The following is a 25,561-nucleotide window of genomic DNA, read 5'->3' as shown; positions in this document are numbered from 1 at the left end:
GACGAATTCCCATCCTCCCTTCTACGGCTTTCCTTCGTAGATGGGGTGTTTGAGCATCGGCTGGGGTGCGGGTTACCAAGGTTGAGCAAGCCCGGACAGCACGCCGGGTCCACTCACCTTCGGAGGACTTCACCGTATGAAGCGCGCAACGAACCAGCACACCATCCGCCCGTCCGCCTCCCGCGTCCGTGGCGCCGTCCTGGCCGCCGGCCTGGGAGCGTCCGTGGTGCTGGGTGCAGGCTCGGCGTTCGCGGCCGGCAACGCCGACGCTGCCGCCGCCCCCCTCGCCGCGGGCACCACCGCCCAGTCGGTCGCCCAGCAGGCGACCGCGCAGAGCAAGGCTGCCGAGACGGCCAAGAAGACGGCGGCGCAGAAGGCGTCCGACGCGAAGAAGAAGGCCGAGGCCAAGAAGAAGGCGGCCAAGAAGAACGCCGCCTCCTGGAAGACCCCGGTCAAGAAGTACACGCTGACCGCCAGCTACGGCACCGGTGGCGCCCGCTGGGCCGCCAAGCACTCCGGCCAGGACTTCGCCGTTCCGGTCGGCACCCCGGTCACCGCCGCCCACACCGGCACCGTCGTGAAGGCCGGCCCGAACGGCGCCGGCGACGGCCCCGCGTACGGCAACGCCATCGTGATCAAGCACTCCAACGGCAAGTACTCGCAGTACGCGCACCTGTCGAAGGTCAACGTGAAGATCGGCGAGAAGGTCACCACGGGCGAGAAGATCGCCCTGTCCGGCAACACCGGCAACTCCAGCGGCCCGCACCTGCACTTCGAGATCCGCACCAGCCCGAACTACGGCTCGGCGCTCAACCCGGCCCAGTTCCTCCGCTCGGTGCACGTCTCCATCTGATCCGGCCGGCGTAACCGCGCGGACCTGCCGGGGAGACCCGGCGGCCGTGCAGCACAACCGAAGAGCGTTCAGTGGACCCGTTACACCCCGGTACCCGGGGCGTGCGCCCGGGTCACCCGACCGACGGCGACGTCGAGGACAGCCTCACGGCTCACTCCTCGGGGTCGCCGTCGGCGTTGTACCCGGCGGGTCCAGGGAACCTCAGCCCTGCGGCTGCCGCTCGTCCGCCGTCCGCAGCATCGGGAAGCTCCCCGTCGCCGTCGGCGCGTGCTCCGGCAGCCACAGCACCGCGATCGCCCCGCCCGTGCCCTCCGCCGCCCCCACGGGCGCCGCGTTCCGGAAGGTCAGCCGGGCCCCCAGCACCCTCGCCTGGCCCGCCGCGATCGTCAGGCCGAGCCCGTGTCCGTGCCCGGCCCGGTCCATGGAGCCCGTACGGAACCGGCTCGGCCCGTCCCGCAGCAGCTCCTCCGGGAACCCCGGACCGTGGTCCCGGACCCGTACCACCCGGCCCTCCACCGTGACCTCCACCGGGGTGGAGCCGTGCTTGTCGGCGTTGCCGAGGAGATTGCCGAGGATCCGCTCCAGGCGGCGCGGGTCCGTGGAGACCCAGGACTCGTGCACCACCTGCACGGTCACATCCGGGTCCAGCAGCCCGATCCGCCGGCTGACGAACTCCCCGAGCGGCAGCTCCTGGAGCTCCGCCCGCTCCGACGCGCTGTCCAGCCGGGCCACCTCCAGCACGTCCTCGACCAGCGTCCGCATCGCCTGGGCCCGGTCCCGTACCAGCTCGGTCGGGCGGCCCGGCGGCAGCAGCTCGGCGGCCGTGAGCAGCCCGGTCACCGGCGTACGCAGCTCGTGGGCGATGTCCGCGGTGACCCGGCGCTCCGCCTCGATCCGCTCGTTCAGCGCGTCGGTCAGCGCGTCGACCGCCCGCGCCAGCTCGTCCGTCTCGTCCCGGACGACCCCGCCGACGGCCTCCCGCACCCGTACGTCGGTGTGGCCCTCGGCGACCCGGCCCGCCGCGGCCGCCGCCTTGCGCAGCCGGCGCGAGAGCTGGCCGCCGATGAGGACGCCGAGCGCGCAGCCGCCGAAGACGACCGAGACCGAGCCGATGATCAGCGCCCGGTCCAGGTCGTCCATGATCGTCGCGGACCGGTCCGCGAACCGGGTGTGCAGCGAGAGCACGTCCCCGTTGGCCAGCGGAACGGCCGCCCAGACATCGGGCACCCCGTCGGAGGTCTCCGTCACATGGGTGGCCCGCCGGTTCTTGCGGACCTCGTCGCGCAGGCTCGGCGGGATCGCCGGGTCGTTGAGCTTCGCCCCGAACTTGGGCCCGCCCTTCTGCATGCTCGTCGCCTCGTAGAAACGCTGCGCGCCCAGCAGCCGCTCCAGCTGCACCTCGCGGGCGTTCTCGATCATCGAGACCCGGGCCGCGTTGTGCACGACGAGGCTCAGCGCCACCGCGATGAGCGCGCCGACCGCGGCGATGGCGATGCTGATCTTCCAGCGGACCCCGGTCCGCAGCGCCAGTCGCTTCATCCGCTGGTCACCGGCCGTCTCATCCGCCGCCTCATCCGCGCAGCTTGTAGCCGAAGCCGCGGACCGTCTCGATCCGGTCCTGGCCGATCTTGGTGCGAAGCCGCTGGACGTGGACGTCCACGACCCGGGTGTCGCCGCCCCAGCCGTAGTCCCAGACCCGCTCCAGGAGCTTGTCGCGGGAGAGTACGGTGCCGGGCGCGGAGGAGAACTCCAGCAGCAGCCGCATCTCGGTGGGCGTCAGCGCCACCTGCTCACCGCCGCGCCGCACCTCCATGCCGTCCGTGTCGACCTCCAGATCGCCGAAGACCAGCACCCCGCCGAGCCCCTCGGCCTCGCCCTCCGTACCGCCCTGGCCCGTGCCGCCGTCCGGCCCGGCCGCGTGGCCGAAGCGGCGCAGGACGGCCCGGATGCGGGCGACCAGGACGGCGCCGTCGAAGGGCTTGGTGACGTAGTCGTCCGCGCCGGCCTCCAGGCCGAGCACCACGTCGATCGAGTCGGCCCGCGCGGAGAGCATGATCACGGGCACCGTCGACTCGTCCCGGATGCGGCGGCACAGGCTCACCCCGTCGAGCCCCGGCACCATCACGTCGAGCAGCGCGATGTCCGGCCGGTCGGCGCGGAAGGCCTCCAGGCCGGAGAGGCCGTCGGGCATCGCGGTGACGGTGAAGCCGACCCGCTCCAGGGCGAGCTGGGTGGCCTCACGGATGACATCGTCGTCCTCGACGAAGAGGACGTGGGTCTCGGCCATGGAGGTCGTCTCTCGCTTTCAGTTCCCGCTCGGATCGGCCGGTTCCACCGGTTCCGCCTGCGTGGGTGCCTCGATGTCGCCGCCGCCGTCGACGGCACGGCTGAAGTCGTTGTGCACCCGGTCGTGCTCGGTGAAGCGCCCGCCGGCCCAACGGTAGGTGACCACCTCGGAGCCGGACGGATAGGCCAGCGGGTCCTTCGATCCGTAGACCTGGGTCGTCACCACGAGGTCGCCCCGGTCGATGGTTCCGTAGACGGCCGGGACCTCGGCCATGAAGACGTTCTCGTACGAGCCGTCCTCGCGGGCCCGGTAGACGTACGTCCCCATCCCCACCGAGTCGGCGCAGCTCATCACGTTGACCACGACATCGGCGGACGGGCCGCCGGTCATGGAGCCGTAGGAGGTGTCGACCGGGTAGGCCTTGCCGGCGCAGGGCCGGAGCCCCTCCCGGACCCGCTCGCTCACGGTCGGGTCGCCCTTGAGGAGGGCCACGGCGTTGACGCGCCGGGTGGGCGGGGTCGTGCCGGAGATGGTGGGCTGCGGGGAGACCTGGACGACGGGCTGCGTGCCGGCGGGGCCCTCGTCGCGGGTGCCGGTGCCGCCGGTGGCGCAGCCGACGCAGAACAGCCCGAAGGCGGCGAGTCCGGCCAGGGCCGTACCACTCGCCGCCATACCTGCCCGGAACCCGCGGTTCCGGCGGGGTCTCCCGGAGGGGGCACCGTCGTCGGCGCCCGTCCCGCTGCTCCCGCCCCGGCTTCCGCCCGGGCTCTCGCCGTGGCTCCCGTTGCCGTTCCGGCTGCCGTTCCCGCTGCCGTCGCTGCTGGCTGTCAGGCCGCGCACCGCTCCCGCCCCCGCTCGTCGTGACGCCCGTCGTACGGCGCCGCTGTGTGTCCCCGCGCCGCCGTGACGGAGGTGACCTTCGCCGGGGCGGCTGCCCTCGTCCGCTGGGCCGGGACCCGGCCGGTGGCCGCGGGCGCCGCGCTGCGGACACTCCCGGTCTCCCGGACGCCCTCGGCCGACCGCGGGCTCCCGGTTGCCCGGACGCCCTCGGTCTGCCGGTGGTTCCCGGTCTCGCGGGCGCTCCCGGCCGACTGCCGTCCCCCGGTCTCCCGGGCGACCGCCTCGCGGCTCGTCAGCTCCCGGCTCTCCAGCTCCTGCCGCAGCCGCGCCAGCGCCCGGTGCAGCGTGCTCTTGACCGTACCGGCCGACATGCCGAGCGCCGCGGCCGTCTCCTCCGTGCTCATCTGCTCCCAGTGTCGCAGCACGACGACGCTGCGCTGCTTCGGAGCCAGGATCCCGAGGATGTCCATCAGCAGGGCACGGTCCGCGCGCTGCTCACTGCCGTCGTCGACGCTCGCGTCGGGCAGCTGCTCGGTGGGCACCTCGTCGAGCTTGCGCGCCCGCCACCACTCCGTACGGGTGTTGATCATGACGCGGCGCAGATAGGCGTCGGCGAGGGACTTGTCGGCGATGCCGTCCCAGCGCCCGTACGTCCGCACCAGCGCGGTCTGGAGAAGGTCCTGGGCGTCGACGGGGTCCGGGACCAGACGCCGTGCGCTGCGCAGCAGCGCCTCCTGCCGTGTGCGTACGTAGTCCTCGAATGCGAGCACCTCGCCCTGCGCCATGACAACCGCCTCCGTCCCCGTGAATCCCCGTGTACTGCTGTCGGAGACGCTACGGAGGCGTTGTCACGAGGTTGTGCGGAGCAGCCGTACGCCGACGCACGGCTGCCCATCGGTTGTGTAACAGCGCCGGGGGAGGCGCCAGGAGCCGCCTATGTCAGCGGCAGCCGGTACCGGCCGTCCGCCAGCGGTTCCACGAGCCCGTCGGCGACCAGCCCGTCCAGCGCCCGGGCCCGCTGCACCGGCTCCTCCCACACCGCGTCCAGAGCGGCTTGCGGTACGGGAGTGAGCGCGTCCCGCAATACCGCGAGCAGCCGGCCCCGCACCTGCCGGTCGGTCCCCGCGTACGTCTGGCCCTTGCGCGGCGGCCCCTCGTGCGCGGGCTTCCCGGCCAGCCGCCACGCGCACTGCGAGGCGATCGGGCAGCGGTCGCAGTCCTCGTTGCGCGCGGTGCACACGAGCGCGCCGAGCTCCATCGTGGCCGCCGCCCACCGGGCCGCGCGCTCGTCCTCGTCCGGCAGCAGGGCCCGGGCGAGCTTGCGCTCGGCGGCGGTGGTCGCGTTCGGCGGGTACTGGATGCCGTTCGCGGCGCGGGCGAACACCCGGCGGACGTTCGTGTCGAGCACCGCGTGCCGCTGTCCGTACGCGAACGAGGCCACGGCCGCCGCCGTGTACTCGCCGATCCCGGGCAGCGCCAGCAGCTGGCCGTGCTCACTCGGTACGTCACCGCCGTGCCGTTCCGTTATCGCCTGCGCGGCCCCGTGCAGCCGCAGCGCGCGGCGGGGGTAGCCGAGCCGGCCCCAGGCGCGGACCGCTTCCCCGGGCGCCTCGGCGGCCAGGTCGGCGGGGCGGGGCCAGCGGGCGAGCCACTGCTCGTACACCGGGAGGACCCGGCTCACCGGGGTCTGCTGGAGCATGAACTCGCTGACCATCACCCCCCAGGCGCCCGCTTCGGGGCGGCGCCAGGGGAGATCGCGGGCGTGCTGCTCGAACCACCCGATGACGGGGGTGTGGAGGGAGGCGGCGGCGGGGGGCGTCTGGGGGGAAGTCGAAGTCATGGCAGTCATGGCACTGACGATCCTGGCACGGAAGGCGGGAGCGGTGTCACGGGTGCGGGGGTGTCGGCCCGCGCGGCGGCCCCGGCGGGTGCGAACGCCACCCGTTCTGTCCCCTGTGACCGGGTCCGGCGGCCCGCCTCCGTGATGATCATCGGCAAAACTTGATGATGATCGGCAAAACTTGTGCCCGGAGCGGCGGGTGGGGCCTGAGACGGCCCGGATCTCTCGTACAGTTTGGCCCGTGGGATCTATGCGCAATCCGGTCGGTCCGCTTCCCTCCAGCATCTACTGGCGCCGAAGGGCGGTAGCGGGGCTTCTGGTTGCGCTGCTCGCGGTGCTGATCGCCTGGGCGGTCACCACCACCGGCTCCAACGGGACCAAGGACGACGGCAAGCCCGGCGGCTCCGACCCGGTGGAGTCGATCACCCCGGGCCCGGGCAGCTCCGGCCCGGCGATCAGCCAACAGCCGGGCGGCCGCGACGAGTCGGACGGCGGATCCGACGGCTCGGGCGGCTCGGGTGGCTCCGACGGCTCGAACGGCGAGAGCGGCTCCGGCGGCGACACGGGCGCGGGCTCGGGCGGCGGTACGTCAACAGGCGGCGCGGACACGGCCGGTACGGGCGGCGGAGGCACGGGCTCCGGCGGCTCCACGGCGGGCCGGCAGGTCCCGGCGAACTCCCCGCTCCCCGCATGCAGGCCCGGCGCACTGGAGTTGACCCTGCGCACGAAGGTCAGTTACGGCCCCGACGACCGGCCCACGTTCGAGATCATCGCCCGGAACACCTCGTCGGCGACCTGCAAGGCCGACCTCGGACCGAAGAACGTGGTGCTGACGGTCACCGAGGCGAGCGCGGAGAAGGACGACGTGGTCTGGTCCTCGAAGGACTGCCCGGCGGCTCCGGGCCCGCTGTTCCTCCAGGTCCCGGCCGGCGCGACGATCGTGCACACGGTGGACTGGAACCGCGCCCGCTCGGCCCCCAACTGCGCGACCCCGCCGCCCGGCAAGGCCGCCCCCGGCACGTACCTGCTGGAGGCCAAGGCCCCGGACACCCCGATCCGCCGAGCCTCTTTCGTCCTGAAGAAGGACTAACCGCGCCCCCAGCCCGTCCGGCGTTTGAGGACGGAACCCTCGCCGGGATGGGCGGCACGCAAAGAGGTCACCCGGGCGCGTGAACGCGACGCCCGTCCAAGGAAACGGTTCCGTCCTCAAACGCCGGACGGGCTCAGTGGGCACGCCCCAACTCAGACGTACCGTTCCAGGATCGACGACTCCGCCAGCCGCGACAGCCCCTCCCGCACGCTCCGCGCCCGCGCCTCCCCGACGCCATCGACCGTCTGGAGGTCGTCCACGCTCGCCGCCAGCAGCTTCTGCAGGCCCCCGAAGTGCTCCACCAGCCGCTCGATGATCGCCCCCGGCAGCCTCGGCACCTTCGCCAGCAGCCGGAAGCCCCGCGGCGAGACCGCCGAGTCCAGCGTCTCCGGCGAGCCGCTGTACCCCAGCGCCCGCGCCACCACCGGCAGCTCCAGCAGCTCCGTGTGGCTCAGCGCGTCCAGCTCCGTCAGCGCCTCCGCCACCGTGCGTGACCGTTTCGCCGTCGGCTCGGGCACATAGTCCCGGACCACCAGCTCCCGCTCCGGCTCCACGCCCGCGATCAGCTCGTCCAGCTGGAGCGACAGGAGCCGTCCGTCGGTGCCGAGCTCGACCACGTACTCCGCGATCTCCGTCGCGATCCGCCGGACCATCTCAAGACGCTGCGCCACCGCCGTCACGTCCCGGACGGTGACCAGGTCCTCGATCTCCAGCGCGGAGAGCGTGCCGGCCACCTCGTCCAGGCGGAGCTTGTACCGCTCCAGGGTGGCGAGCGCCTGGTTGGCCCGGGACAGGATCGCGGAGGACTCCTCCAGGACCCGCCGCTCCCCGTCCACGTACAGCGCGATCAGGCGCATGGACTGGGAGACCGAGACGACGGGGAAGCCGCACGCCTTGGAGACCCGGTCCGCCGTACGGTGACGGGTCCCCGTCTCCTCCGTGTGGATCGAGGCGTCCGGGACCAGCTGCACGCCGGCCCGCAGAATCTTGGTCATGTCCTTGTCGAGGATCAGAGCCCCGTCGAGCTTGCACAGCTCGCGCAGTCGGGTCGCGGTGAACTCCACGTCCAGCACGAACCCGCCGGTACACATCGATTCGACGGTCTTGTCCATGCCCAGGACGATCAGCCCGCCGGTGTTGCCCCGGAGAATGCGCTCCAGGCCGTCCCGCAGGGCCATTCCGGGCGCGACCGCGCTCAGCGAGGCGCGCATCAGCGCCTCGTTACCGGTGCCTTGGCCGGACTTTCCGGGCGTTGTCGCCCGGTCGTTGGCTGCCACTGCACTCCTCCGGTCGACAGGTTTGCGGTGCCCTTGCGTCCCCCATGCCGTGTCCACGGGCGGGCGAGACCAGGGCAAAGTCTACCGGCGCGCGTTGTCTTCCTGACGAGGCTGCGGCGCCTCCTGCCGAGACCGGCGCGGGAGGACCCGCAGAGCATCCCCCATGTCGGCGACTTCTGTGACCTTCATACCCGAAGGAACCCTTCCCGGGTCGGTCGGTACCAAGGCGTGGGTGAAGCCGAGACGGTATGCCTCGGCCAGTCTCCGCTGGACTCCGGTGACCCTTCTGACCTCGCCCGCGAGCCCCACCTCACCGATCGCGACCAGGTTCTTCGGGAGCGGGGTGTCGCTGGCGGCACTGGCCAGCGCGAGCGCGATCGCGAGGTCGGCCGCCGGCTCGGTGAGCTTCACGCCGCCGACCGTCGCGCTGTAGATGTCCCGCTTGCCGAGCGCGCTGATCCGGCCGCGCTGCTCCAGCACGGCGAGCATCATCGAGACCCGGGAGGTCTCCAGACCGGAGGTGGTGCGCCGGGGTGAAGGGATCTGGGAGTCGACCGTGAGCGCCTGCACCTCGGCGACCAGGGGCCGCTTGCCCTCCAGCGTCACCGTCAGACAGGTGCCCGGCACCGCCACGTCGCGCCGGGTCAGGAAGAGGCCCGAGGGGTCGGCGAGGCCGGTGATGCCCTCGTCGTGCAGCTCGAAGCAGCCGACCTCATCGGTCGCCCCGTAACGGTTCTTGACGCCGCGGACCAGGCGGAGCCGGGCGTGGCGGTCGCCCTCGAAGGAGAGCACCACGTCGACCAGGTGCTCCAGCAGCCGCGGCCCGGCGATCGCGCCGTCCTTCGTGACATGGCCGACGAGCAGCGTGGCCATCCCGCGCTCCTTGGAGGCCCGGATCAGCGCCCCGGCCACCTCCCGGACCTGGGCCATCCCGCCGGGCGCGCCGTCGATCTCGGGCGAGGCGACGGTCTGCACCGAGTCCAGGATCAGCAGCGAGGGCTTCACCGCGTCCAGATGCCCGAGCACGGCCGACAGGTCGGTCTCCGCCGCGAGGTAGAGGTGGTCGTTGATCGCCTTGATCCGGTCGGCCCGCATCCGGACCTGGCTCGCGGACTCCTCGGCGGTCACATAGAGCGTGCGGTGGTCCTCGCTCGCCGCCTTGGCCGCCACGTCCAGCAGCAGCGTCGACTTGCCGACGCCCGGCTCGCCCGCCAGCAGCACGACGGCCCCCGGCACGAGCCCGCCGCCCAGCACCCGGTCCAGCTCACCGACGCCGGTCGAGCGCGCGGTGGCCTGGCGGCTGTCGACCTGGCCGATCGGCACGGCGGCGGTGGAGACCCGGCCGGCCGCGGTGGTGCGCACGGCGGGGGCGCCGCCGAACTCCTCGACCGTCCCCCACGCCTGGCACTCGGGGCAACGGCCGAGCCATTTGGCGGTGGTCCAGCCGCATTCGGTGCAGCGGTAGGACGGCCGGTCCTTCGCGGATTTCGTACGGGCAGCCATGGCGTCACCGTATAGGTGGGGTCTGACAGCGCCGCCCGCGCAGGGGGCGCGGGGAGCCCTTCCGCACAGAGGGCGCACGGAAGCACTTCGGACGGAATCCGTGATCCCCGTCCCCTTTCGAGGGATACGTTCACCCGTAAGGATTAAATGTGCTCAAGGGGCGCCAAGGGTACGTACTCCTCTGCCTACGGTCGCCGGGTGACGAGCAGCAGGATGCAGGCCCCCACGCACACCACCGGCGCACACCGGGCGCACCGGCGAGCACCTCACGCCTCGGCCCACCGGCCGGCCGCACGTTACGAGCCGCACCTCGACGGACTCTTCACCTACTGCCTCTCCGTGCTCTGCGACCACGACGCGGCGACCGAGGCGCTCGGCGCGGTCCTGGCCATCGCGGACCGGCACGAAGCCCGGTGTCCCGAGGCCGAGGAGGAACGTCAATCCTGGCTCTACGCCCTGGCCCGGTGGACCTGCCTGCGCACCCTCACCGAGCGCAGACGCGGCCGCCAAGCCCACCGCAGGCCCCCGGCGCCGACCAGGGACACAGGCCCCGCAGAGCGCGCCTCAGCCGCCGTTACGGGCTCGTCGGCCGCCATGACGAGCCCGTCGGCCCCCGCCACGGGCCCGTCGGCCGCCGCGGAAGGCCACCCGTCGGCTGCCGGGGAAGGCCACCAGGGCGCGCACCTCACCCCGGAGGACGCCACCACCCCCGCCCCCGCCGAGTCCCCGGCCGCCGAGGCCCGCAGACGGGAGCTCGCCACCCTCGCCTGGCCCGAGGCCGCCGGCACCACCCCGGAGCAGCGCGAAGCGCTCGAACTGGCCGTACGCCACCGGCTCACCCCCCGCGCCGTCGCCTCCGTGCTCGGCCTGGAGCCGGTCACCGCCCGGGAGCTGCTGGCGGCGGCGGCCTGCGAGGTCGAGCGCACCCGCGCCGCGCTCGCCGTCGTGGAGACCGCCGGCTGCCCCACCGTCGCCCGGCTCACCGGCGACCACCAGGTGCTCCTCTCCGCCGCCCTGCGCCGCGAGCTCGTCCGCCACGTCGACGACTGCCCCCGCTGCCGCCGCGCCGCCGAACGGGTCGACGCCGCAGGCCCCTGGCCCGGAGCCACCGTCGCCCCGGCCACCGCCCGCCTGCCGCTCGTCGAGGCCCCCCGCCCCTCCGTCCACGTCGCCCTCGCCCAGGCCCGCCGCTCCCGCTCGGGCGGCCCGCGCTTCGGCCGCACCGGCTACCCGCTGGACCCCAAGGACCACGCCGCCCGCCGGGACCGGCTGCGCGCCCGGGTCGTGACGACGACGGTGGTCGCCACCGTGGTCGCCGCGCCGGTGATCGCCCTGTGGGCCGCGTACCGGGGAGCCCCGCTCACCGGCGAGGGCCACGACGGCTCCAAGGTCACCGCCACCGAGATCGAGGGCGCGGGCGAGCGGAGCGACGACCCCGGGACCGCGTACGAGAAGGCGGGCAACACCCGCCCCGGCGACCGGCGCGGCGTCCACCCCCCGGATGTCACGGCCGAGGTCGTCCCCACCGGCGGCGACCCGGAGAGCGCGGGCCGCCTGACGGTCGCCGTCCGGACCTCCGGCGCGCTCACGACGATCACGCTGACCGCCTCCGCCCGGGGCCCGGTCGACTGGACGGCCACCACGGACGCGCGGTGGCTGCGCCTGAGCCGTACGGCGGGCACCCTCGCGGCCGGGAAGTCCGCCACCGTCACGGTCGCGGTGAACCACGCGGCGGCCCCGCGCTCCCCGTGGCGCGCCCGGATCGCGCTGGACCCGTCGGGCTCCGCCGTGATCATCGACGGGCGCGGTGCCACCACCCCGCCCACCGGCACCACCCCCGGCCCGACGCGCCCCGCCCCCGGTTCCCCCGCCCCGACGGACGGGACCGGCCCGCGCCCGACCGACCCCGGGCCGACCGACCCGGGCCCGGGCCCGAGCCCCACCGATCCCGGCCCGACGGACCCGGGCCCGACCGATCCGGGCCCCGGCCCCACCGACCCGGGCCCCACGGAACCGACCCCCACCGACCCGGCCCCGACCGATCCCACGGACCCGCCCGGCCCGGACCCCACGGACCCGCCCCCGACCGACCCCGGCCCGACCGACCCCGGCCCGAGCGACCCGGCCCCGACGGAGTGACGACGTGACCAAGAGGGCCGGCGGGGGCCGCCGTCAGACCTGCGGGTCCGCCGGATGCGGCGCCATCGGCAGCAGCGAGGACAGCCGCTCCTCGCACAGCTCGACCAGCCGGTCGTAGCCCTCCTTGCCCATCAGCTCGATCAGCTCCGGCCGATAGGTCACGTACACCGGGTCCCCGGCCCCGTGCGCGGACGTCGCCGAGGTGCACCACCAGTGCAGGTCATGGCCGCCCGGCCCCCAGCCCCGCCGGTCGTACTCACCGATCGTCACCTGGAGCACCCGGGTGTCGTCGGGCCGGTCGATCCAGTCGTACGTACGCCGTACCGGCAGCTGCCAGCACACGTCCGGCTTGGTCTCCAGCGGCTCCTTGCCCTCCCGCAGCGCCAGGATGTGCAGCGAGCAGCCCGCCCCGGCGGCGAATCCCGGCCGGTTCTGGAAGATGCAGGACCCCTCCCAGCGGCGCGTCTGCCGTTCGCCGTCCTCGTCGAGGCCGACCCAGCCCGTCTCCGTACCGACGTCGTGGAACTGCCACAGCTCGGGGGTGAGCCGCGCCACGTTCTCGGCGACCCGCTTCTCGTCGTCCTCGTCGGAGAAGTGCGCGCCCAGCGTGCAGCAGCCGTCGTCGGCGCGGCCCGCCTGGATGCCCTGGCAGCCGCTGCCGAAGATGCAGGTCCACCGGGAGGTCAGCCAGGTCAGATCGCAGCGGAAGACCTGCTCGTCATCGGCCGGATCGGGAAACTCCACCCAGGCCCGCGCGAAGTCGATGCCCTTCTCGTCGGACGGGTCCGGTCCGTTCGCCTCCGACTGTGATGTCTGCTTGTTCGACTTCTGCTTCTTCGTGGCTTTGTCCGGCTTAGCCTTTTTCGTCTTTGGCACGCGCCCAGAGTAAGTCCGATGGAGCAGTAGCGTTCCCGTATGAGACTCGGAGTCCTCGACGTGGGATCGAACACGGTGCACCTGCTGGTGGTCGACGCCCACCCCGGCGCGCGCCCGCTGCCCGCGCACTCGCACAAGGCGGAGCTTCGCCTCGCCGAACTGCTCGACGAGACCGGTGCGATCGGCCCCCTCGGCGTGGACCGGCTGGTGGCGACGATCGCCGGGGCGGTCCAGGCGGCCGAGGACAAGGGGTGCGAGGACGTGCTGCCGTTCGCCACCTCCGCGGTGCGCGAGGCGACCAACGCGGACCAGGTGCTGGAGCGCGTACGGGTCGAGACCGGTGTCGATCTCGCCGTCCTCAGCGGCGCGGAGGAGGCCCGGCTCACCTTCCTGGCCGCCCGCCGCTGGTTCGGCTGGTCGGCGGGGAAGCTGCTGGTCCTCGACATCGGGGGCGGCTCGCTGGAGATCGCCTTCGGGATCGACGAGGAGCCGGACACCGCCGTCTCCCTGCCGCTGGGCGCGGGCCGCCTCACCGGCGCCTGGCTCACGGAGGACCCGGCCGACCCGGAGCAGGTGCGGGCGCTACGCCGCCATGTGCGGGCCAGCATCGCGCGGACGGTGGGGGAGTTCAGCCGGGCCGGCCGCCCGGACCACGTCGTCGCCACCTCCAAGACCTTCAAGCAGCTCGCCCGGATCGCCGGCGCCGCCCGCTCCACCGAGGGCCTCTACGTCCAGCGCTGCCTCAGCCGCAGCGCCCTGGAGGAGTGGGTCCCCAAGCTCGCGTCGATGACCGTCGAGGAGCGCGGCCGCCTCCCCGGCGTCTCCGAGGGCCGGGCCGCCCAGCTGCTCGCCGGGGCGCTGGTGGCGGAGGGCACGATGGACCTGTTCGGCGTGGAGGAGCTGGAGATCTGTCCCTGGGCGCTCCGCGAGGGCGTCATCCTGCGCCGCCTGGACCACCTCCCGGTGGAGCGGGCCGCGCTGCCGGGGTGACACCTTCCGGCCCATGGCCCTGATCACTTTCCGCCAGGGCCCCTCGGCGCCGCGCACCGGTGCCCGTACGCTGTCCAGGTGGCAGAACCAGTGGTGCGCATCCCCGATGCGAAGGTCGCCCTGTCAACGGCCTCGGTCTACCCCGAGTCCACCGCGACGGCCTTCGAGATCGCCGCGCGTCTGGGGTACGACGGCGTCGAGGTCATGGTCTGGACCGACCCCGTCAGCCAGGACATCGAGGCCCTGCGCCGGCTCTCCGACTACCACCAGGTCCCGATCCTGGCGGTCCACGCGCCCTGCCTCCTGATCACCCAGCGCGTCTGGTCCACCGACCCGTGGATCAAGCTCCAGCGGGCGAAAGCCGCCGCCGAGAAGCTCGGCGCCTCGACCGTCGTGGTGCACCCGCCGTTCCGGTGGCAGCGCAACTACGCCAAGGACTTCGTGACCGGGATCTGGCGGATGGCGGACGAGACGGACGTCCGGTTCGCCGTCGAGAACATGTACCCGTGGCGCTACCGGGACCGCGAGATGCTCGCGTACGCCCCCGACTGGGACGTCACCAACGACGACTACCGGCACTTCACGGTCGACCTCTCGCACACCGCGACCGCCCGCACCGACAGCCTCGCCATGGTGGACCGGATGGGCGACCGGCTCGCCCACGTGCACCTCGCCGACGGCAAGGGCTCGGCGAAGGACGAGCACCTGGTGCCCGGCCGGGGCGACCAGCCGTGCGCGGAGCTGCTGGAGCGCCTGGCCCGTACGTCGTTCGACGGCCATGTCGTCATCGAGGTCAACACCCGCCGCGCGATGTCCTCCGCCGAACGCGAGGCCGACCTCGCCGAGGCCCTGGCCTTCACCCGCCTCCACCTCGCCTCGGCCCCCGCCCCCACGGACCCGGCCACCGCCGTCACGGACCAGGCCCGCGGAACCTCCGACCAGGCCCCTGAGGCCCGCCGCCCGTGACCCCGGACCGTCGGCCCCCGCTCCCGGCCTCCCCGACCCCGGACCGCCCGTGACCGAGGACGCGCCCGCCCCCCGGCGCCGGGGCCGCCCCTCCCGCCAGGCCGCCACCGAAGGCCCCGACGCCCGTACGCGGATCCTGCAGGCGGCCCGTACGGAGTTCGCCGAGCGCGGCTACGACAAGACCTCGATCCGCCAGGTCGCCAAGGCCGCCGGGGTCGACGCGGCCCTCGTCCACCACTACTTCGGTACGAAGGACGAGGTCTTCGCGGCCGCCGTCGAGCTCTCCTTCGAACCGGCCCTCGTCATCCCCGCGGTCCTCGGCGGCCCCCCGGAGGGCCTGGGGGAGCGGCTGGCCCGCTACTTCCTCTCCGTATGGGAGAACCCGGCCACCCGCGCCCCGCTCCTGGCGGTCCTGCGCTCGGCGCTCACCCACGAGGCGGCGGCGAAGGTGCTGCGCGGCTTCGTCCTGCGGCGGCTGCTGGAACGGATCGCGGCCGACCTCGACGTCCCCGACGCCACCTTCCGCGCGGAGCTCGCCGCCTCGCACATGATCGGCATCGCGATGCTGCGGTACGTGATCCGCGCCGAGCCGCTCGCCTCGGCCGACCCGGAGGACATCGTCGCGATGGTGGCGCCGACGCTGCAGAGATACTTGACCGAGAGCTGACGGCGTACGGCGCGTGCACACGGTGCCTGCCCACGTACCGACCACCGCATCCCGCATTCCGGACAGCCTGTCCAGATCTTGGATTCGGGGCGTACGCTCGAAGACAGTCTTTCTGTAACTGTCGGAGGCAGCACCCCTGCCGAAGGAGCGAGCGACGATGCCCCAGCTGAGGTCCCGCACGGTCACCCACGGACGCAACATGGCGGGCGCGCGCGCCCTTATGCGCGCGTCGGGCGTAGCGAGCGCGGACATCGGCAAGCCGATCATCGCGGTCGCCAACTCTTTCACCGAGTTCGTCCCCGGCCACACCCACCTCGCCCCGGTCGGCCGGATCGTCTCCGAGGCGATCCTGGCTGCGGGCGCGGTCCCGCGTGAGTTCAACACCATCGCCGTGGACGACGGCATCGCGATGGGCCACGGCGGCATGCTCTACAGCCTGCCCTCCCGCGACCTGATCGCCGACTCCGTCGAGTACATGGTCGAGGCGCACTGCGCGGACGCGCTGATCTGCATCTCCAACTGCGACAAGATCACCCCGGGCATGCTGATGGCCGCGATGCGCCTCAACATCCCGACCGTCTTCGTCTCCGGCGGCCCGATGGAGGCCGGCAAGGCCACCCTCGTCGACGGCACGGTGCGAAAACTCGACCTGGTCAACGCGATCAGCGACGCGGTCGACGAGTCGATCTCGGACGAGGACATCCTCCGTATCGAGGAGAACGCCTGCCCCACCTGCGGCAGCTGTTCCGGCATGTTCACCGCCAACTCGATGAACTGCCTGACCGAGGTCCTCGGCCTCTCCCTCCCCGGCAACGGCTCGGTCCTCGCCACGCACACCGCCCGCAGGGCGCTGTACGAGGACGCCGGCCGCACGGTCGTCGAGATCACCAAGCGGTACTACGAGCAGGACGACGAGACGGTCCTGCCGCGCTCCATCGGCACCCGCGCCGCGTTCGACAACGCCATGGCGCTGGACATCGCTATGGGCGGCTCCACCAACACGATCCTGCACCTGCTGGCCGCCGCCGAGGAGGCGGAGCTGGCGTACGACCTGGACGACATCAACGAGGTCTCGCGCCGGGTCCCGTGCCTGTCCAAGGTCGCCCCGAACGTGGCCCCCGGCGGCACGTACTACATGGAGGACGTCCACCGCGCCGGCGGCATCCCCGCCCTCCTCGGCGAGCTGCACCGAGGCGGACTCCTCAACGAGGACGTGCACTCGGTCCACTCCGACACCCTCGCCGAGTGGCTGAAGAACTGGGACGTGCGCGGCGGCTCCCCGTCCCCCGAGGCCGTCGAGCTGTGGCACGCCGCCCCCGGCTGCGTCCGCTCCGCGACCGCCTTCTCACAGTCGGAGCGGTGGGACACCCTCGACCTGGACGCGGCGGGCGGCTGCATCCGCGACGTCGAACACGCCTACTCCAAGGACGGCGGCCTCGCCGTCCTCAAGGGCAACCTCGCCGTGGACGGCTGCGTCGTGAAGACGGCCGGCGTCGACGAGTCGATCTGGACCTTCGAGGGCCCGGCCGTCGTCTGCGAGTCCCAGGAGGAGGCCGTCGACAAGATCCTCCGCAAGGAGATCGAGCCGGGCGACGTCGTCGTCATCCGCTACGAGGGCCCGCGCGGCGGCCCCGGCATGCAGGAGATGCTCTACCCCACGTCCTTCCTCAAGGGCCGGGGCCTGGGCAAGGTCTGCGCCCTGGTCACCGACGGCCGCTTCTCCGGCGGCACATCGGGCCTCTCCATCGGCCACGCCTCACCCGAGGCGGCCTCCGGCGGCACGATCGCCCTCGTCGAGGACGGCGACCGCATCCGCATCGACATCCCGAACCGCTCGATCGAGCTGCTGGTGGACGACGCCGAACTGGCGGTTCGCCGGGAGGCCCTGAACGGCGTGTACGCGCCCAAGAACCGCGAACGCAAGGTCTCGGCCGCCCTGCGCGCCTACGCGGCGATGGCCACGAGCGCGGACAGGGGCGCGGTCAGGGACGTCTCCAAGCTGGGCTGATGGGCGGGGGAGCCACTCCCGGCTCCCCTTCCGGGGCCCGCCTTTCCAGCCCCTCCGGCGTTTGAGGAGCGGGGTCCGGGGCGGAGCCCCGGGTGGACCCGAGCCCCGGGCCACGCCACCGTCACCTGCCCGCTCCCGCGTCTCGGGCATCCCCTTTCCAGCCCCTCCGGCGTTTGAGGAGCGGGGTCCGGGGCGGAGCCCCGGGTGGACCCGCACCCGCACCCGTCCCCTACCCGCACCCGCACCCGCTCCCCGAGCCCTCGGCGCCAAGGGCACCCCCTCACCAGCCCCCCGGCTCCAGCCCGTCCACCGCGAACACCGACCCGTCCGGCGCCGTCCCCACGACCACCCGCCCCGCCGCCACCGGCGCCGGCAGGTCGGACGCGTACGTCAGCTTCCCCCCGCTCAGCCGCGCCCGCGTCGCCCCCACCAGCGCCCCCCGCCCCGTGTCGACGGCCAGCAGCCGCCCGTCCGCGGCCGAGAAGTACAGGTGCCCGCCCTCCCCGAGCACCGGCGCGGACCCCCTCCCCACCCCGGTCTCCAGCCGCCACAGCTCGGCCTTCCCGCCGGTCGGCGCCCCGGTGTCCACCGCCAGCAACGACCCGCCCCGCCCCAGCAGGTACGCGGCGTCGCCACCCATCACCACCTCCGGCTCGTCCAGCCGGAACGGCAGCGCGATCCGTACGGCCGAGCGCTTCTGGGGCGCGTACCGCACCAGCCCGAACGTCTGCATGTCCGCGTTCATCTCCGTCAGGACGAGATCCCCGCCCCCGGCGGTGGCGACCGGCGTAAGGATTCCGTCCAGCCGCAGTTGCCACACGGCCCGGCCGCTCCCGGCGTCCACCGCGGTGACCAGGGTCGACGTACCGGTCGGCGCGTGCTCGAAGGCGTACGCGAGGCCGGACGCTTCGTCGTACAGCCCGAAGTCCGGCCGCGTGTGCCCCGTCAGCGGCCGCTCCCACCGCTCCACCCCGCTCGCACCGTCCAGCGCCGTGACCGTGCCGCCGTCCGCGACGGTCAGCAGGGTCGAGCCGGCGGGAAACGCGGAGCCGGGGCTCGCGGACAGGCCGGTCTCCCGGACCGGGACGCCCTTCACCGGGTCGTACGCGCGCAGCTTCCCGTCCGGCCCCGCCGAGAGCACCACCCCGCCCGAGACGATGGGCGCCGAGGCGTCACGGAGCGCGGTGTTCCGGTCCGACCAGACCACCCGCCCGTCCGCCGGATCGATCCGCGCGGTCCCGGTCCCGGCCACCGCGCAGTACAGGGCAGCGCCCGCCCCGGCGGAGGAGCAGACAGGGGTGGCGCGGCCACTGGTCCGCAACGAGGTGCTCCACGGCGAGAAGGCGGCGCCGTCCGCGGCCTTCCCCTCCGGCGTACGCTCCGGAGCCGCCACCGGCCCGCCACCACCCCCACCCCACAGCGCGAACCCCCCGGCACCCGCCCCCGCGACCAGCAGAAGCAGCGCGGCCGCGAGGACCAGCCGCCCACGCGTCGGCCGCCACCGCCGATGAGGGACCGCCCCGCGCACATGAGTGGCGTCCTCGGCCCCCTCCCGCTCACCGGACTCCACGGCGACCGCCGCAGGCCGCCGCTGAGCCGGTATGAACGCGGCAGCCTCGTACGACGGCGGCCGCAGCGCCGCCATCACCTCGTCCGGCGTCGGCCGCTGAGCCGGGTCCTTCGCCAGGCACCGCCCGACCAGCTCCGCGAGATCCTCCGGCACCCCGCTGAGGTCCGCCTCGTCGTGCACCACCTGGTACGCCACGATGTACGGGCTGTCCGAGTCGAACGGCCCCCGCCCCGTCGCCGCGTGGACGAGCACCGCCCCCAGCGCGAACACATCGGCGGCCGGCCCGACCTCACGCGGCCGCTGGAACTGCTCGGGCGCCATGTAGGGCGGCGAGCCGATCAGCTTGCCGGTCTCGGTGCGCAGATCACTGTCGTACGGGCGCGAGATCCCGAAGTCGATGACCTTCGGGCCCGCGTCGGAGAGCAGCACGTTGCTCGGCTTGAGGTCGCGGTGGATGACACCGGCCCGGTGGATGTCCCGCAGCGCCTCGGCCAGTCCGGCGGTCAGCCTGCGCAGTTCGGCGGGGGCCAGCGGCCCGTTCCGCTTGACCTGCTCGGCAAGGGTCGGCCCGGGCACGTACAGGGTGGCCATCCAGGGCCGTACGGCCTCCGGATCGGCGTCCACGACCGGCGCGGTGAACGCCCCGCTCACCCGCCGCGCGGCCGCCACCTCCTGCCGGAACCGGGCCCTGAACTCGGGGTCCGCCGCGTACGGCCGGTGCACCACCTTCACCGCGAGCTGGAGCCCGGAGGCGGAGCGGGCCAGATGGACGACGCCCATGCCGCCCGAGCCGAGACATGCCTCAAGGCGGTAGGTACCCGCGTATTCCGGAAACTCCGCTTCCGGATGCGCTCCGGCCCCTGGCAGCGGCGGCATCGCCCACCCCCGTGTGTTGATGCGCAAGCGCGACGCACGGAGCCTAGTCGATGGTGCGTGCGAGTGGCGTGGGGCTTGTTAGCCTGCGCGTCGTACGGCTTCGTACACATCGTTTCTCAACGGGGGAGGCCCCTCATGGGCGTTGACGAACAGACCATCGACCCGGCGGAGGGAGCGGCGGAAGCCGCCGAGTCCACCACGACCGCGGCGGCGGCACCGGCCTCGTCGCACCGCTACCCGATCGCCCCCGGCTACCGGGTCAACGTCCGCACCGGCCCCGGCACCAGCTACCGGATCGTACGGACGCTCCCGCTCGGGATGAGGGTGCCGATCTACTGCCAGAAGCCGGGGGAGCGGGTCACCGGCCCGTACGGCACCTCGAACCTCTGGTGCAACATCGCCAACGGCGAGTTCATCTCGGACACCTACGTCCTCACGGGCAGCGACGGCTACGTCGCCCCGCGCTGCGACTGACCGGACCGCCGAGCCGCTCGCTCACGGGACACGACCCCCGTCCGGGATAATCGACCCCGTGAGCGAGAACAGCGACAACACCGAAGCACCCAGCACCCCCACACCGCCGGGCACACCCTCAGGCACCCCGGGCACACCCCCCGGCCCGCAGCCCGAGCCGATCCGCTTCTTCGGCACGACGTGGGTCGACCATGACGGCGGTTACGGGCTCCGCCGCGCCAGCGTCGCGATCGGCTCGCTGGCCGCCGCCGTGGCCGCCTGCTTCGTCCTGCGCTTCGCCTTCCAGGGCCTGGAGATCGCGGAGGTCGGCAGCCTCGTCGGGATGCTGGTGATCGCGATGTTCGCGATCTGCAGCGCCGTCGCGTTCCGCAAGACCTGGGAGGGCTTCGGCTCCCGGCCCAAGGACCCGGCCCGCGAGGACGCCCTGCGCGGCCTGAAGTCGATCGGCTTCATCGGCTCGCTGCTCGCCTACTTCTTCCGCTCGCTCATCGAGGCCCCGGGCGAGAAGCTGCGCCGCACGGAGTACGAGAGCGCCCGCGCCCAGTTCGAGAAGCGCCGCTCGACCCGTACGGGCAACCCGGCGGCCCGCAAGCGCCCGAAGCGCCGCTGACCTGAAGACCCCCTGACGGCACGAGAGCCCCTGACCGCCTGACGTCACGGCGCAGAGCTCAACGCCCCTTCCCGCCGCCCGTCCTCCTCACCCCGACGCGCACCCGCCCGCCCCTCCGCCTGCCGGGCCTCACGCTGCGCGGCCCACCCCTCCAGCTCGGCCGCGCAGGCATGGTCGGTGTGCCGCAGCCCGCTCAGCTCCAGCTCCACCTTCCGGTCGGCCGGCAGGGCGTCCAGCGCGTCCAGCAGCTTCGGCAGCCGCAGAAAGGTGGCGTTCCCGATGACGCGTACGACCAGGACGCCGGGCCCCTCCACCGTCTCCACATGCACATGGCTCACATCCCACGCGGTCTTGGCGACGGCCAGCAGCAGCCCCACCAGCACCCCCTCGAAGAGGCTCGTCGCCACCACCGTCACCGCCGTCACACCCAGCACGACGGCCTCCCCGCGATGCCCGCGCCACAGGGGCACCAGCACCCGCAGCGGTACGAGCTTGAACCCGGCGTGCACCAGCACCCCGGCCAGCGCCGCCACCGGGATCACCCCGAGCGCCCCCGGCAGCGCGGCCACGAAGAGCAGCAGCCAGAGCCCGTGGAGGACGCGGGACGCCTTGGTGCGGGCGCCCGCGTGGACGTTGGCCGAACTCCGCACGATGACCGCGGTCATGGGCAGCGCCCCGAGCGCCCCGCACACGGTGTTGCCCGCGCCCTGGGCGATCAGCTCCTTGTCGTAGTCCGTACGCCGCCCCCGGTGCATCCGGTCCACCGCCGCCGCGCTGAACAGCGACTCCGCCGAGGCGATCAGCGCGAAGGCCAGCACCGTCCCGAGCACCCCGAGATCGACGAGCCGGGCCCAGTCGTCGCCGCCCGGCGGCCGTACGGCCTCGAGCAGCCCGCCCACCTCGATCCGCTCCACCGGCAGCCGGAACAGCGCGGTCGCCCCGGCCGCCACCCCCACCGCCACCAGCGGCGCGGGCAGCACCCGGGCCGCCCGCCGCCACCGGGGCCAGAGAACCAGCACGGCCACGGTCCCCGCGCCCACCGCGAGAGCCGGACCGGACACCCCCGCACCGCTCACGAGCCCCGGCAGCCCGGACAGCTTCCCGGCCATCGAGCCGGGGGCCTCGGCCCCGGCGAGCACGTACACCTGCCCGGCCATCAGGACGAGCCCGATCCCGGCGAGCATGCCCTGCACCACGGCCACCGACACGGCCCGGAACCACCGCCCGAGCCGCAGCACCCCGAGCACGATCTGCACCACCCCGGCGCCCAGCACCAGGACACCGAGGGCGCCGGTCCCGTACCGCTGGACCGCTTCGAAGACGAGCACGGTCAGCCCGGCGGCGGGCCCGCTGACCTGGAGACTGCTGCCCGGCAGAAGGCCGACGAGCAGCCCGCCGACGATGCCGGTGATCAGGCCCAGCTCGGCCGGAACGCCCGAGGCGACGGCCACCCCCACACAGAGGGGCAGGGCGACGAGGAAGACGACGAGGGAGGCCGTGAGATCGGCCCGGTGAATCGGTAAGGACGAGAAGCCACGCACGAGAGGGATACCTCCAGCACCGCGGGGACAGTGAAAATCATTGTCCTTTAAGGAAGTTGACCCTGGTGGCGAACGGCGGCCCCACTGGGCGGCCACGGAAGCACACAGGAGCGGAACGCCCGGAGCGGACGATTCCGTTCACTCCCGCAGCCCCACCGCGCCCCCGACACTCCCCGCCCTCTTGACGACGGCACGCACCCGGGTCTGTAATTCATCACATGATGAATTACAGACAAGGCGACCCCGTTACCCCCGGAAGCGACCGCCCACCCCCAGCGGTCCAGGCCCGCGACCTCACCGTCGTACGAGGCGACCGCACAGTCCTGAGCACCCTCGACTTCACCATCCGCCCCGGCACCATCACGGGCCTCCTGGGCCCCTCGGGCTGCGGAAAGACAACCCTGATGCGCGCGATCGCCGGCACCCAGGCCAAGGTGACAGGCACGCTCACCGTCCTCGGCCACCCCGCCGGCGCCCCGGCCCTGCGCCCCCGCATCGGCTACGTCACCCAGGCGCCCTCGGTCTACACGGACCTCACCGTCCGCCAGAACCTGGACTACTTCGCCGCCGTCCTGCACCCCGGCCGCACCCACCGGGACAAGCGCCGGTCCGCGGTCACCCGGGCCATCGAGGAGGTGGCCCTCACCACGCACGCCGACGTACTGGCCGCCGCCCTCTCCGGCGGCCAGCGCAGCCGCGTCTCCCTGGCCGTCGCCCTGCTCTCCACCCCCGACCTGCTGGTCCTGGACGAACCGACGGTCGGCCTGGACCCCGTACTCCGCCGCGATCTGTGGGACCTCTTCCACCGCCTGGCCGCCGACCGGGGCGCCACCCTCCTCATCTCGTCCCACGTCATGGACGAGGCCGAACGCTGCCACCGCCTGCTCCTGATGCGCGAGGGCCGCATCCTCGCCGAGGACACCCCCGAGGCACTCCGCACCCGCACCGGCACGGCGACGGTGGAGGAGGCCTTCCTCCACCTGGTCGACGAAGCGGCCGCACGAGGCACCCACCCCGAGGAGCCCACGCCATGACCACGCGAACAGCACCCCCCGCCCCCACCGGCCGAGCCCTGACCCCGTCCCGTACGGCGGCCACGGCGGCCAGGGTCCTGCGCCAGCTCCACCACGACCCGCGCACGATCGCCCTGCTCCTGATCGTCCCGGTCGCGATGATCACGCTGCTCCGTTACGTCTTCGACGGCGCTCCCGGGACGTTCGACTCGATCGGGGCCTCGCTCCTCGGCATCTTCCCGCTGATCACGATGTTCCTGGTGACCTCGATCGCCACCCTGCGCGAACGCACCTCGGGCACCCTCGAACGCCTCCTCGCCCTCCCCCTCGGCAAGGGCGACTTGATCGCCGGGTACGCCCTCGCGTTCGGGGCGATCGCGGTCGTCCAGTCCGCCCTGGCCACCGCCGTATCCGTCTGGCTGCTCGGCCTGGACGTGACGGGCTCCCCGTGGCTGCTGCTCCTGGTCGCCCTGCTCGACGCCCTGCTCGGCACGGCGCTCGGCCTCTTCGTCTCGGCGTTCGCCGCCTCCGAGTTCCAGGCCGTCCAGTTCATGCCGGCGGTGATCTTCCCCCAGCTCCTGCTCTGCGGCCTGTTCATCCCCCGCGACCAGATGCACCCGGTCCTGGAGGCGATCTCGAACGTCCTGCCCATGTCGTACGCCGTCGACGGCATGAACCAGGTCCTCCACCACTCCGACCTCACCGGCGACTTCCTCCGGGACATCGCGGTCGTGGCGGGAAGCGCGCTCCTGGTCCTCTGCCTGGGCGCGATCACCCTGCGCCGGCGCACGCCCTGAGACACCACCGCACGCCCCGACCCCCCGGTGCGAGGATGACGGAGAGACGACGGGCTACGCATCCGCCGCATCCCGACCCCAGCACCGCCCGGAGGGTGAACACATGACCCAGACAGTCGCAGTCCTCGGCACCGGCAAGATCGGCGAGGCCCTCCTCAGCGGCATGATCCGGGCGGGCTGGCGACCGGCCGACCTCCTGGTGACCACCCGCCGCAGCGAGCGGGCCGAGGAGCTGCACACGCGGTACGGAGTCGAGTCGGTCAGCAACGCCGAAGCGGCAAAGGCGGCGGACATCCTCATCCTGGCCGTCAAGCCGCAGGACATGGGCAAGCTCCTCGACGAACTGGCCCCCCACGTCAGCGCCGACCGCCTGGTCATCAGCGCGGCCGCCGGCATCACCACCACCTTCATCGAGGACCGCCTCACCGCGGGCACCCCGGTCGTGAGGGTCATGCCCAACACCCCGGTCCTGGTCGACGAGGGCATGTCCGTCATCTCGGCGGGCGGCCACGCCACCGGCACCCACCTCACCACCACCGAGGAGATCTTCGGCGGCGTCGGCAAGACCCTGCGCGTCCCGGAGTCCCAGCAGGACGCGGCCACCGCCCTGTCCGGCTCGGGCCCCGCCTACTTCTACTTCCTGGTCGAGGCCATGACCGACGCGGGCATCCTGCTGGGCCTGCCCCGCGCCCAGGCCCACGACCTCATCGTCCAGGCCGCCATCGGCGCCGCCGTGATGCTCCGGGACAGCGGCGAACACCCGGTCAAGCTCCGCGAGGCCGTCACCAGCCCCGCCGGCACCACGATCAGCGCCATCCGCGAGCTGGAGAACCACGGCGTACGCGCCGCCCTCATCGCCGCCCTCGAAGCCGCCCGCGACCGCAGCCGCGAACTGGCCTCCGGCAACGGCTGACCCACGGCTCCGGCCGGGGGTTGACACGCCCCCGGCTCGTCCGTAGTGTGCTCCGAGTTGTCCGACGTGAGCGCCGACCCCGGTCGGTCCCCGGACAACCATTCCGCAGTAACCACGATCAGCAGCGACTCCGTGTCGCCCGCTTTTTCGTGCGCATTCGCGAAATGAGGAATCCGCGTTCGAAGGGACGCGCCCCGATTAGCGTCGGGGGCCAGGAATCCGCTAATGTCTCACTCGTCGGAACGGCCCAACAGCCGGGAAGACAAGCCCCGCTGACTGGGAGTCAGGCCCGAAAGGATCTGATAGAGTCGGACTCGCCGGAAAGGGAAAAGCGCGAAAGCGAAGAACCTCGAAAGCAAAACTGCACGACCCGCTTCGACCGGGAATCGGACACGAAAGAGTCTGATAGAGTCGGAAACGCAGGACAGCAA

The 25,561-nt window shown here is 73.1% G+C and carries 22 protein-coding genes; 12 read left to right on the top strand and 10 right to left on the bottom strand.

What is annotated here, in order from left to right; all coding sequences use genetic code 11:
* Positions 1 to 136: 136 nt before the first annotated feature.
* Complete coding sequence (locus tag IF17_RS0111475; protein WP_030564809.1) at positions 137 to 853, top strand: M23 family metallopeptidase; 717 nt, start codon at positions 137 to 139, stop codon at positions 851 to 853.
* A gap of 201 nt (positions 854 to 1,054) precedes the next feature.
* On the opposite strand, the gene cseC is transcribed toward IF17_RS0111475, so the two are convergent.
* The 5 genes from cseC to IF17_RS0111450 form a co-directional block, all read right to left on the bottom strand.
* Positions 1,055 to 2,392, bottom strand: coding sequence for a two-component system sensor histidine kinase CseC (cseC, locus tag IF17_RS0111470; protein WP_030564807.1), 1,338 nt, complete (start codon positions 2,390 to 2,392; stop codon positions 1,055 to 1,057).
* A gap of 31 nt (positions 2,393 to 2,423) precedes the next feature.
* Positions 2,424 to 3,140 carry a two-component system response regulator CseB gene (gene cseB / locus IF17_RS0111465; RefSeq protein WP_030564805.1) on the bottom strand — a complete coding sequence of 239 codons (717 nt, stop codon included), beginning with the start codon at positions 3,138 to 3,140 and terminating at the stop codon, positions 2,424 to 2,426.
* Positions 3,141 to 3,158: 18 nt separating this feature from the next.
* Complete coding sequence (locus tag IF17_RS0111460; RefSeq protein WP_026241887.1) at positions 3,159 to 3,812, bottom strand: hypothetical protein; 654 nt, start codon at positions 3,810 to 3,812, stop codon at positions 3,159 to 3,161.
* A 155-nt stretch (positions 3,813 to 3,967) separates the two neighbouring features.
* On the bottom strand, positions 3,968 to 4,765 hold the full coding sequence (locus IF17_RS01000000136305) for a SigE family RNA polymerase sigma factor (protein ID WP_032771863.1): 798 nt from the start codon (positions 4,763 to 4,765) through the stop codon (positions 3,968 to 3,970).
* 149 nt (positions 4,766 to 4,914) lie between these two features.
* Positions 4,915 to 5,829 (bottom strand): HhH-GPD family protein, encoded by a 915-nt coding sequence (locus IF17_RS0111450; RefSeq protein ID WP_030564801.1) that lies wholly within the window; start codon positions 5,827 to 5,829, stop codon positions 4,915 to 4,917.
* Positions 5,830 to 6,154: 325 nt separating this feature from the next.
* Here IF17_RS0111450 and IF17_RS0111445 point away from each other — a divergent pair, with 325 nt between their 5' ends.
* A complete protein-coding gene (locus IF17_RS0111445; RefSeq protein WP_030564799.1) occupies positions 6,155 to 6,910 on the top strand; it encodes a hypothetical protein in 756 nt (251 codons plus the stop codon).
* Positions 6,911 to 7,062: 152 nt separating this feature from the next.
* Here IF17_RS0111445 and disA read toward each other — a convergent pair whose 3' ends face one another.
* Entirely contained in the window at positions 7,063 to 8,187 is a 1,125-nt protein-coding gene (gene disA / locus IF17_RS0111440) for a DNA integrity scanning diadenylate cyclase DisA (protein WP_003968311.1), read from the bottom strand.
* Positions 8,188 to 8,268: 81 nt separating this feature from the next.
* On the bottom strand, positions 8,269 to 9,690 hold the full coding sequence (gene radA, locus IF17_RS0111435) for a DNA repair protein RadA (protein WP_030564797.1): 1,422 nt from the start codon (positions 9,688 to 9,690) through the stop codon (positions 8,269 to 8,271).
* A 198-nt stretch (positions 9,691 to 9,888) separates the two neighbouring features.
* Between radA and IF17_RS0111430 the strand changes: the two genes are divergently transcribed.
* Positions 9,889 to 11,829 carry a BACON domain-containing protein gene (locus IF17_RS0111430; RefSeq protein ID WP_078615859.1) on the top strand — a complete coding sequence of 647 codons (1,941 nt, stop codon included), beginning with the start codon at positions 9,889 to 9,891 and terminating at the stop codon, positions 11,827 to 11,829.
* Positions 11,830 to 11,862: 33 nt separating this feature from the next.
* Here the strand turns inward: IF17_RS0111430 and IF17_RS0111425 are convergent, their stop codons facing one another.
* A complete protein-coding gene (locus IF17_RS0111425) occupies positions 11,863 to 12,705 on the bottom strand; it encodes a DUF3109 family protein (protein WP_030564792.1) in 843 nt (280 codons plus the stop codon).
* Between the two features lie 39 nt (positions 12,706 to 12,744).
* Between IF17_RS0111425 and IF17_RS0111420 the strand changes: the two genes are divergently transcribed.
* The 4 genes from IF17_RS0111420 (at position 12,745) to ilvD (ending at position 17,336) form a co-directional block, all read left to right on the top strand.
* The gene (locus IF17_RS0111420; protein WP_030564791.1) at positions 12,745 to 13,695 is read left to right on the top strand and encodes a Ppx/GppA family phosphatase; all 951 of its coding nucleotides are present in this window, start codon (positions 12,745 to 12,747) and stop codon (positions 13,693 to 13,695) included.
* A gap of 90 nt (positions 13,696 to 13,785) precedes the next feature.
* Entirely contained in the window at positions 13,786 to 14,661 is an 876-nt protein-coding gene (locus IF17_RS0111415) for a sugar phosphate isomerase/epimerase family protein (protein ID WP_030564790.1), read from the top strand.
* A 49-nt stretch (positions 14,662 to 14,710) separates the two neighbouring features.
* Positions 14,711 to 15,328: a TetR/AcrR family transcriptional regulator gene (locus tag IF17_RS0111410; RefSeq protein ID WP_030564789.1), complete on the top strand. Its 618-nt coding sequence runs from the start codon at positions 14,711 to 14,713 to the stop codon at positions 15,326 to 15,328.
* 157 nt (positions 15,329 to 15,485) lie between these two features.
* Entirely contained in the window at positions 15,486 to 17,336 is a 1,851-nt protein-coding gene (gene ilvD / locus IF17_RS0111405; protein ID WP_030564788.1) for a dihydroxy-acid dehydratase, read from the top strand.
* A 280-nt stretch (positions 17,337 to 17,616) separates the two neighbouring features.
* On the opposite strand, the gene IF17_RS0111400 is transcribed toward ilvD, so the two are convergent.
* The gene (locus IF17_RS0111400; RefSeq protein WP_030564787.1) at positions 17,617 to 19,782 is read right to left on the bottom strand and encodes a protein kinase domain-containing protein; all 2,166 of its coding nucleotides are present in this window, start codon (positions 19,780 to 19,782) and stop codon (positions 17,617 to 17,619) included.
* 135 nt (positions 19,783 to 19,917) lie between these two features.
* Here IF17_RS0111400 and IF17_RS0111395 point away from each other — a divergent pair, with 135 nt between their 5' ends.
* Both IF17_RS0111395 and IF17_RS0111390 read left to right on the top strand, forming a co-directional pair.
* Positions 19,918 to 20,256 carry an SH3 domain-containing protein gene (locus tag IF17_RS0111395; protein WP_030564786.1) on the top strand — a complete coding sequence of 113 codons (339 nt, stop codon included), beginning with the start codon at positions 19,918 to 19,920 and terminating at the stop codon, positions 20,254 to 20,256.
* 58 nt (positions 20,257 to 20,314) lie between these two features.
* On the top strand, positions 20,315 to 20,866 hold the full coding sequence (locus tag IF17_RS0111390) for a hypothetical protein (RefSeq protein ID WP_030564785.1): 552 nt from the start codon (positions 20,315 to 20,317) through the stop codon (positions 20,864 to 20,866).
* A 44-nt stretch (positions 20,867 to 20,910) separates the two neighbouring features.
* Here the strand turns inward: IF17_RS0111390 and IF17_RS0111385 are convergent, their stop codons facing one another.
* The gene (locus IF17_RS0111385; protein ID WP_051883959.1) at positions 20,911 to 22,407 is read right to left on the bottom strand and encodes a SulP family inorganic anion transporter; all 1,497 of its coding nucleotides are present in this window, start codon (positions 22,405 to 22,407) and stop codon (positions 20,911 to 20,913) included.
* Between the two features lie 218 nt (positions 22,408 to 22,625).
* Here IF17_RS0111385 and IF17_RS0111380 point away from each other — a divergent pair, with 218 nt between their 5' ends.
* The 3 genes from IF17_RS0111380 to proC all read left to right on the top strand — a co-directional run bounded on the left by IF17_RS0111380 (position 22,626) and on the right by proC (position 25,130).
* Entirely contained in the window at positions 22,626 to 23,441 is an 816-nt protein-coding gene (locus IF17_RS0111380; RefSeq protein ID WP_030564783.1) for an ABC transporter ATP-binding protein, read from the top strand.
* Positions 23,438 to 24,217, top strand: a complete 780-nt coding sequence (locus IF17_RS0111375; RefSeq protein WP_030564782.1) for an ABC transporter permease — start codon at positions 23,438 to 23,440, stop codon at positions 24,215 to 24,217. The genes IF17_RS0111380 and IF17_RS0111375 overlap by 4 nt, the downstream gene beginning before the upstream one ends.
* Before the next feature lie 103 nt (positions 24,218 to 24,320).
* Positions 24,321 to 25,130: a pyrroline-5-carboxylate reductase gene (gene proC / locus IF17_RS0111370; protein ID WP_030564781.1), complete on the top strand. Its 810-nt coding sequence runs from the start codon at positions 24,321 to 24,323 to the stop codon at positions 25,128 to 25,130.
* The last annotated feature ends 431 nt before the right edge of the window (positions 25,131 to 25,561 follow it).

Source organism: Streptomyces cyaneofuscatus, from assembly GCF_000718135.1.
In the GTDB taxonomy this organism is placed as follows: domain Bacteria; phylum Actinomycetota; class Actinomycetes; order Streptomycetales; family Streptomycetaceae; genus Streptomyces; species Streptomyces cyaneofuscatus.
This window is presented reverse-complemented; position numbering and strand designations above follow the sequence as displayed.

Excerpts from the sequence above, each read along its gene's own strand:
- cseB (WP_030564805.1), bottom strand. The coding sequence starts at position 3,140 with ATGGCCGAGACCCACGTCCTCTTCGTCGAGGACGACGATGTCATCCGT.
- IF17_RS0111475 (WP_030564809.1), top strand. The coding sequence starts at position 137 with ATGAAGCGCGCAACGAACCAGCACACCATCCGCCCGTCCGCCTCCCGC.
- IF17_RS01000000136305 (WP_032771863.1), bottom strand. The coding sequence starts at position 4,765 with ATGGCGCAGGGCGAGGTGCTCGCATTCGAGGACTACGTACGCACACGG.
- proC (WP_030564781.1), top strand. The coding sequence starts at position 24,321 with ATGACCCAGACAGTCGCAGTCCTCGGCACCGGCAAGATCGGCGAGGCC.
- IF17_RS0111450 (WP_030564801.1), bottom strand. The coding sequence starts at position 5,829 with ATGACTGCCATGACTTCGACTTCCCCCCAGACGCCCCCCGCCGCCGCC.
- ilvD (WP_030564788.1), top strand. The coding sequence starts at position 15,486 with ATGCCCCAGCTGAGGTCCCGCACGGTCACCCACGGACGCAACATGGCG.
- radA (WP_030564797.1), bottom strand. The coding sequence starts at position 9,690 with ATGGCTGCCCGTACGAAATCCGCGAAGGACCGGCCGTCCTACCGCTGC.
- IF17_RS0111420 (WP_030564791.1), top strand. The coding sequence starts at position 12,745 with ATGAGACTCGGAGTCCTCGACGTGGGATCGAACACGGTGCACCTGCTG.
- IF17_RS0111395 (WP_030564786.1), top strand. The coding sequence starts at position 19,918 with ATGGGCGTTGACGAACAGACCATCGACCCGGCGGAGGGAGCGGCGGAA.
- cseC (WP_030564807.1), bottom strand. The coding sequence starts at position 2,392 with ATGAAGCGACTGGCGCTGCGGACCGGGGTCCGCTGGAAGATCAGCATC.
- IF17_RS0111380 (WP_030564783.1), top strand. The coding sequence starts at position 22,626 with ATGATGAATTACAGACAAGGCGACCCCGTTACCCCCGGAAGCGACCGC.
- IF17_RS0111400 (WP_030564787.1), bottom strand. The coding sequence starts at position 19,782 with ATGCCGCCGCTGCCAGGGGCCGGAGCGCATCCGGAAGCGGAGTTTCCG.
- IF17_RS0111375 (WP_030564782.1), top strand. The coding sequence starts at position 23,438 with ATGACCACGCGAACAGCACCCCCCGCCCCCACCGGCCGAGCCCTGACC.
- IF17_RS0111460 (WP_026241887.1), bottom strand. The coding sequence starts at position 3,812 with ATGGCGGCGAGTGGTACGGCCCTGGCCGGACTCGCCGCCTTCGGGCTG.